The 6,096-nt window shown below is 64.8% G+C and carries 7 protein-coding genes; 3 read left to right on the top strand and 4 right to left on the bottom strand.

All coding sequences use genetic code 11. From position 1 onward, the window contains the following. Together argA and A985_RS0123115 are read left to right on the top strand one after the other, a co-directional pair. Positions 1-935: amino-acid N-acetyltransferase (gene argA / locus A985_RS26780; protein ID WP_232424723.1), on the top strand; the 935-nt coding region annotated here is incomplete at its 5' end. A gap of 177 nt (positions 936-1,112) precedes the next feature. Further along, entirely contained in the window at positions 1,113-1,388 is a 276-nt protein-coding gene (locus A985_RS0123115) for an oxidative damage protection protein (RefSeq protein ID WP_017235753.1), read from the top strand. Positions 1,389-1,574: 186 nt separating this feature from the next. Here the strand turns inward: A985_RS0123115 and A985_RS0123110 are convergent, their stop codons facing one another. Then, positions 1,575-2,642, bottom strand: coding sequence for a hypothetical protein (locus tag A985_RS0123110; RefSeq protein ID WP_017235752.1), 1,068 nt, complete (start codon positions 2,640-2,642; stop codon positions 1,575-1,577). Positions 2,643-2,657: 15 nt separating this feature from the next. Then, entirely contained in the window at positions 2,658-3,350 is a 693-nt protein-coding gene (gene rpiA / locus A985_RS0123105) for a ribose-5-phosphate isomerase RpiA (protein ID WP_017235751.1), read from the bottom strand. Positions 3,351-3,477: 127 nt separating this feature from the next. Here rpiA and tal point away from each other — a divergent pair, with 127 nt between their 5' ends. Further along, complete coding sequence (tal, locus tag A985_RS0123100) at positions 3,478-4,428, top strand: transaldolase (RefSeq protein WP_017235750.1); 951 nt, start codon at positions 3,478-3,480, stop codon at positions 4,426-4,428. Positions 4,429-4,546: 118 nt separating this feature from the next. Here tal and rlmB read toward each other — a convergent pair whose 3' ends face one another. Both rlmB and A985_RS29620 read right to left on the bottom strand, forming a co-directional pair. Next, positions 4,547-5,320 (bottom strand): 23S rRNA (guanosine(2251)-2'-O)-methyltransferase RlmB, encoded by a 774-nt coding sequence (rlmB, locus tag A985_RS0123095; RefSeq protein ID WP_017235749.1) that lies wholly within the window; start codon positions 5,318-5,320, stop codon positions 4,547-4,549. A gap of 180 nt (positions 5,321-5,500) precedes the next feature. Then, positions 5,501-6,096 (bottom strand): S1 RNA-binding domain-containing protein (locus A985_RS29620; RefSeq protein WP_039830779.1); only part of this gene is annotated, 596 nt, incomplete at its 5' end.

Below are 6,096 nucleotides of genomic sequence, written 5' to 3'. Positions count from 1 at the left end.
TCGTGTCGGGCAACTTCGTGACGGGGCGCCCGGTGGGCATCGTGGACGGCGTGGATTTCCAGCACACCGGCGTGGTTCGCAAGGTCGATGCCGAGTCGATTCGCCTGTCGCTGGCGAGCGGCAAGATCGTGCTGCTCTCCCCGCTGGGCTTCTCGCCGACCGGTCAGTCGTTCAATCTGACGATGGAAGATGTGGCGTCGTCGGCGGCCATCGCGCTGCGTGCCGACAAGCTGATTTTCATCACGGAAACGCCCGGCGTCATGAACGAGTACAACGAGTTGCAGCACGAACTCACCCTCGAAGACGCCCAGCGCCTGCAGTCGCAAGGTACGCTCGACCGCGATTCGGCGTTCTATCTTAAGTACGCGACGCGCGCCTGCCGGGCGGGTGTCGGCCGTGCCCACATCGTGCCCTTCGCGCTCGACGGCAGCATGCTGCTCGAACTGTTCTCGCACGACGGCGTGGGCACCATGATCTCGTACGAGAACCTGGAGAGCCTGCGCGAAGCGACGATCGACGACGTCGGCGGCATTCTGCAGCTCATCGAACCGCTGGAGGCAGACGGCACGCTGGTGCGACGCGGTCGCAACCAGCTGGAGCGCGACATCGATCACTTCTCGGTCATCGAGCACGATGGTCGCCTGTTCGGCTGCGCGGCACTCTATTCGTATCCGATGGAACGCATCGGGGAGATGGCCTGCCTGACCGTCGACCCGGAAGCGCAAGGCTCCGGGGACGGCGAACGCCTGCTCAAACACATCGAGCAACGCGCCCGTGCCCGCGGTCTGGATCGCCTGTTCGTTCTCACCACGCGCACCGAGCACTGGTTCCTCAAGCGCGGCTTCGTCAAGGCAGGCGTCGACGATCTGCCGGCCGACCGCCGACGCCTGTATAACTGGCAACGCCGCTCGCTGGTGCTCATCAAGAAGCTGTAACGAAGGGCAGGCAGGCGGCGCACGCCCAAGGCTCCCCCTTGTGTCTCGCGCCGTTGTCCCCATCTACCGCTCTCGGCCGCAGCGCGCTTTTTCGTCGCATGTCGATTCCCCTCTCCGGGACCGACTCATGCGCCCAACATTCATTCACGCCCCAACCAGATCACGAAGGAGTTCCCCATGGCTCGCATGATTCAATGCGTCAAACTCGGCAAAGAAGCCGAAGGTCTCGATTTCCCCCCCATGCCCGGCGAACTTGGCAAACGCCTCTGGGAAAGCGTCTCGAAAGAAGCCTGGGCCGGCTGGCTCAAGCAACAAACCATGCTGATCAACGAGAACCGCCTGAATATGGCCGATCCGCGCGCCCGCCAATATCTCGTCAAGCAAACCGAAAAGTATTTCTTCGGAGACGGCGCCGATGTCGCTCAAGGCTATGTGCCGCCGCCCTCTGAGTAAACACCTCCCCCCCGACGGATCGGGGCCCCTTTCCGCCGCTCAGACATAAACCCAACTCGCTGCAGAAAGGGGCCCCGATCCGTCCCCGCATACGCCCTATGGCGCCATGCCACCGGCGTCGGGAAACAGGCAGGCGAATCGGCTCGTATGCTTTTTTTCTCGATTGAGATCTGCTGGATGTGCTGGTCAGGCGGGCGTCGTGCCACCCACGGCTGCCTTGCCAGCCGAAGCCGCTCCGCAGTGGTGGCAGAAATGCGCGAACGCGTTTTTGCGCGCATCGCACACACCGCAATGGTCAAACAGGCAAATGCCACAGTGCACGCAGTAATCGCGATTCGGATCGTCCAATTTCACCGGACGCTCACACCCCGGACACACCGACTTCGCCAACCGCGCCTGCGCCAGATCGTACGACAACGTCTTGCGACGCTCTTCGTCCGGTAACTGCTCCTCCGCCCTCTGCCTCGCCAGGTATCGCTGCAACGACACGATGGCGTAGCGTCCGATCATCACCGTGAGCACAATGCCCACGAGGTACCGCACATATCCACCGTAGTCCGGCAAGTACGGCACCAGCTCTACGAAGAACGCAAACAGCGCGAAGAAGATGAAGCCCCACACGAATGGCCACCACGTGCTTTTGCGCTGGCGCACAAAGAGCCATCCCGCCACCACCAGTAATGGCAGTGTAAGCGCAAGCCGAATGCCGAATACTTTCAAATCCTGCGCACGCTGGATCGCCGCAAGCTTTTCTCCCGCCGCCGTGTTCAGCGCATAGCGCGCCATGCGCGCCGACTGCACCGCGCGCTGGGCATCCAGCTGTTTTGCCTCGAGGGCATCGACTTGCGTCTGGACGTCGCGCTGCGCCGCCTTCAAGGCATCGAGCGCCTGCGTGCGCGCAACAAGCTCCGTATCCTGACTGGCCTGCGCCGTCGCCGTACGCGTGGCCACCCAATCGTTGAACGACTCTCGCGCACTGCGATACGCCGTACTCCGCGCCTTGAGCTGCAAACGCGCCGTCTCCAACCGGCTCTCGACATCTTCGAGCTGTGTCTGCGCCTGCTTGATGGCGGCGTCGGCACCGGCCGCCTGCCCGCGATCGACGAACGAGTCGAGCGTCGGCGCAGGCGCTACGCCCGGCAATTTGTCGACGACGAGCCCGCCCAGGCCAATGAGGAACGCCGCAAATAACACGGCGATCAGCCACAGGCCACGGCGGAACCAGGTTTCGGGAAGACGACGCGATCCAGCCATCCTGCCCTCCCGGGATCAGTTGTGGTAGTCGAGCGTGCGCACGCCTTGCGGCGTACCCATGAGCGTGATGTCCGCGCCGCGCTGTGCGAAGAGCCCTACGGTCACGACGCCCGGGATCTGGTTGACCTGCGCCTCGAACGCCACCGGATCGAGGATCTGCAGCCCGTGGACGTCAAGAATCGCACACCCATTGTCGGTCATGTACGGGCTGCCGTCGGCACGCACCCGCGCCTGCGGCTTGCCACCCAGCGCCGTCAGCGCACGGGCGACGCTCGCCTGCGCCATCGGGATCACTTCGACCGGCAGCGGAAAGACGCCAAGCACGGCAACTTCCTTGGACGCGTCGACGACGCACACGAATTCCTTCGCCACCGAGGCGACGATCTTCTCGCGCGTGAGCGCCCCGCCGCCGCCCTTGATCATGTGGCCAAGCGCGTTGATCTCGTCGGCACCGTCGACGTAGACCGGCAGGCTGTCGATCTGGTTGAGGTCGAAGACTTCGATGCCATGTTTGCGCAGACGCTCGGTGCTGGCCTCGGAACTGGAGACGGCACCGCGATAGCGGCCCTTGTGGGCGGCGAGCGCGTCGATAAAGCAGTTCGCGGTGGACCCGGTGCCCACGCCGATCACGCTGCCCTCGGGCACGTGCTGGTTCACATAGTCGGCGGCGGCCTCGCCGACCAAGCGCTTGAGTTCGTCCTGGGTCATGGGGATTTCCGGCAAAGTTTGGTAAAGTCGGAAGTTTACCGGAGTCAGGCGGGCCGCGCCGTTTTTCATCGCCCGGTCGCATCCCGGACTTCATGTCACGCAGTGCATTTCTCGCAAGGCCGCTCTCATGAATCAGCTCGACCAGCTCAAACGCCACACGATCGTTGTTGCCGACACCGGCGACTTCCAGGCGATGGACGCCTACAAGCCGCAAGACGCCACGACCAACCCGTCGCTGATTCTCGGTGCCGTCCAGAAGGACGCCTACCGCCCGATGCTCACCCGCATCGTCAGTGAACACCGCGCGGAATCCACCGCGGAGATCATCGACCGTCTGCTGATTGCCTTCGGGCGGGAGATTCTGGACATCGTGCCGGGTCGCGTGTCGACGGAAGTGGACGCGCGACTGTCGTTCGATACGGCCGGCACGGTGGTCCGTGCGCGCAAGCTCATCGCCATGTATGAGGCGCAAGGCATCGAGCGCGACCGCGTGCTCATCAAGATTGCTTCGACGTGGGAAGGCATTCGCGCGGCCGAGATTCTCGAGCGCGACGGAATTCGCTGCAACATGACGCTGCTGTTTTCGCTGGTGCAAGCGGCGGCCTGCGCCGAGGCAGGCGCCCGGCTGATTTCGCCGTTTGTCGGTCGAATCTACGATTGGTACAAGAAGTCGGCGGGTGCGAACTGGGTCGAGGCGGACAACGCGGGAGAGAACGATCCGGGCGTGCGCTCGGTGGCCGCCATCTATCGCTATTACAAGCACTTCGGCCATGACACGGAAGTCATGGGTGCGAGCTTCCGCTCGACCGGGCAGATCCTGGCATTGGCAGGCTGCGATCTGCTGACGATCAGCCCCGCCCTGCTCGAACAACTCCGCACGACACAGAGCGAAGTGCCTCGACGGCTCGACGCGAAGGACGCCCGCGCCGCGAGCATCGATCGCGTGAAAACGGATGAGCCGTCGTTCCGCTTTGCGCTCAACGACGATGCCATGGCGACCGAAAAACTCGCGGAAGGGATCCGCGCGTTTGCCGCCGATGCGATCAAGCTGGAAGCGCTGATCGACGCGGCACGCTAAACGACCCCTGCGACGTGCCCGGCAATCTTGCGCCGGGCGTCGCTGGCCTGGCTTCGCGCCGCTGACCTCACGTCCTTGACGTCGTCCCCTCGGCGTGAAGTCGCTCACTTCACGTTTGTCACTTGGCGCCTTTGGCCGCCACTGCGCGCTGGCGTACCGCTTCGTACAGGCAGACGGCGCTCGCTACCGAAACGTTCAGGCTTTCGCAGCCGCCCGCCATCGGAATACTCATCAGCTCGTCGCAGTGCTCGCGCACCAGTCGGCGCATGCCCTCGCCTTCCGCCCCCATGACAATCGCCATCGGCCCGGTGAGCTTGGTGCGGTAGATGTCGGCAGGGGCGTCGTCGGAGGTGCCGACCACCCAGATACCACGCTCCTGCAATTCCCGAAGCGTGCGCGAGAGGTTCGTCACCATGATGTAAGGCACGGTTTCCGCCGCACCGCTGGCCACCTTGGCGGCGGTCGCATTCAGACCGACGGCGCGGTCTTTCGGTGCGATGACCGCGTGCGCCCCGGCCCCGTCGGCCACACGCAGGCACGCGCCGAGGTTGTGCGGATCGGTCACGCCGTCGAGCACGAGCAGCAGCGGCGGCCCGGAAATACCGTCGAGCAATTCGTCGAGGTTCAGCGCCAGCGACACTTCCTGAGCACGCGCGACCACGCCTTGATGGCGCGACGAACCAGCCATGCCGTCCAGGCGCTTGCCGTCGGCCTGAATGACCTTGACCTTTACGCCCGGGGCGCCCTTGAGCGACTCAACGTGCTTCAGGAAGTCCGTCATGCGGCGATCGCGCCGGCTCGGATCGTAGTAAATCTCTTCGACGCTACCGGCATCGTGGCGCAGACGCGCCGTCACGGCATGAAAGCCGAACAGCAGTTTCAATTGACTCATTTCACATCCTCAAAATAGCGTGTGCCGGCACGGCCGCCGACAACGGGCGCCGCACAAAGCACGACGGCGGCGGAGCCCGCAGGGGCCCCCGCCGCCGCAATCCATCGCGGACCCCTGTTGCCGGTCACCGCCGGCACAAGGCGCCCATCTTACTGCAAACCCTCCGCCGCGCTGCGCGAATCAACGACGCGGCTTCTTCGCCGGACCTCCTGGACGCTTCACCGGCGCCTTGCCGCCTCCCGACTTCGCTGGCGAGGTGGCGCCTCGCTCAGCCCGCTCAGCCCGCGCGGCATTCACTTTTACGGACTTCGGCTTGGCGGCGTGCTTGCCCGCCGGGGCCAGTTGCACGCCGTTGAGCAGCGCACCGCCCTTGGGCATCTGGCGAATGCCCGGCCGGGCTGCGGCGGAACCCGCCGAACCGGCCAGTCCTGGCGCACCGGCGGCGGGGGCCGGCACCGGTGCGCCGCCGCGCTCGGTGCGACCCGACGTTTTCGCCAGCGTGCGCGCGTTGACTTCGCGCACAAGACGGAAGTCGATCTTGCGCGCGTCCAGGTCTACACGGCTCACCTGCACGCGCACGCGGTCGGTCAGTCGATAGCGGATGCCGGTGCGCTCGCCGCGCAGTTCGTGGCGGACTTCGTCGAACTGGAAGTAATCGCTGCCGAGCTCCGTGACGTGCACGAGGCCTTCGATAAAGAGATCGTCGAGCTGCACGAAGATGCCGAACGAGGTGACGGCGCTGACGGTGCCGCCGTACTCCTCGCCGAGCTTGTCGC

The organism is Pandoraea sp. B-6 (assembly GCF_000282835.1).
In the GTDB taxonomy this organism is placed as follows: Bacteria; Pseudomonadota; Gammaproteobacteria; order Burkholderiales; family Burkholderiaceae; genus Pandoraea; species Pandoraea cepalis.
Note: the sequence above shows the minus strand (reverse complement) of the source record. Positions and strands in the feature narration are given on the sequence as shown.

Coding starts and splice junctions, on each gene's coding strand:
- A985_RS0123115 (WP_017235753.1), top strand. CDS start 1,113: ATGGCTCGCATGATTCAATGCGTCAAACTCGGCAAAGAAGCCGAAGGT.
- A985_RS0123110 (WP_017235752.1), bottom strand. CDS start 2,642: ATGGCTGGATCGCGTCGTCTTCCCGAAACCTGGTTCCGCCGTGGCCTG.
- rpiA (WP_017235751.1), bottom strand. CDS start 3,350: ATGACCCAGGACGAACTCAAGCGCTTGGTCGGCGAGGCCGCCGCCGAC.
- tal (WP_017235750.1), top strand. CDS start 3,478: ATGAATCAGCTCGACCAGCTCAAACGCCACACGATCGTTGTTGCCGAC.
- rlmB (WP_017235749.1), bottom strand. CDS start 5,320: ATGAGTCAATTGAAACTGCTGTTCGGCTTTCATGCCGTGACGGCGCGT.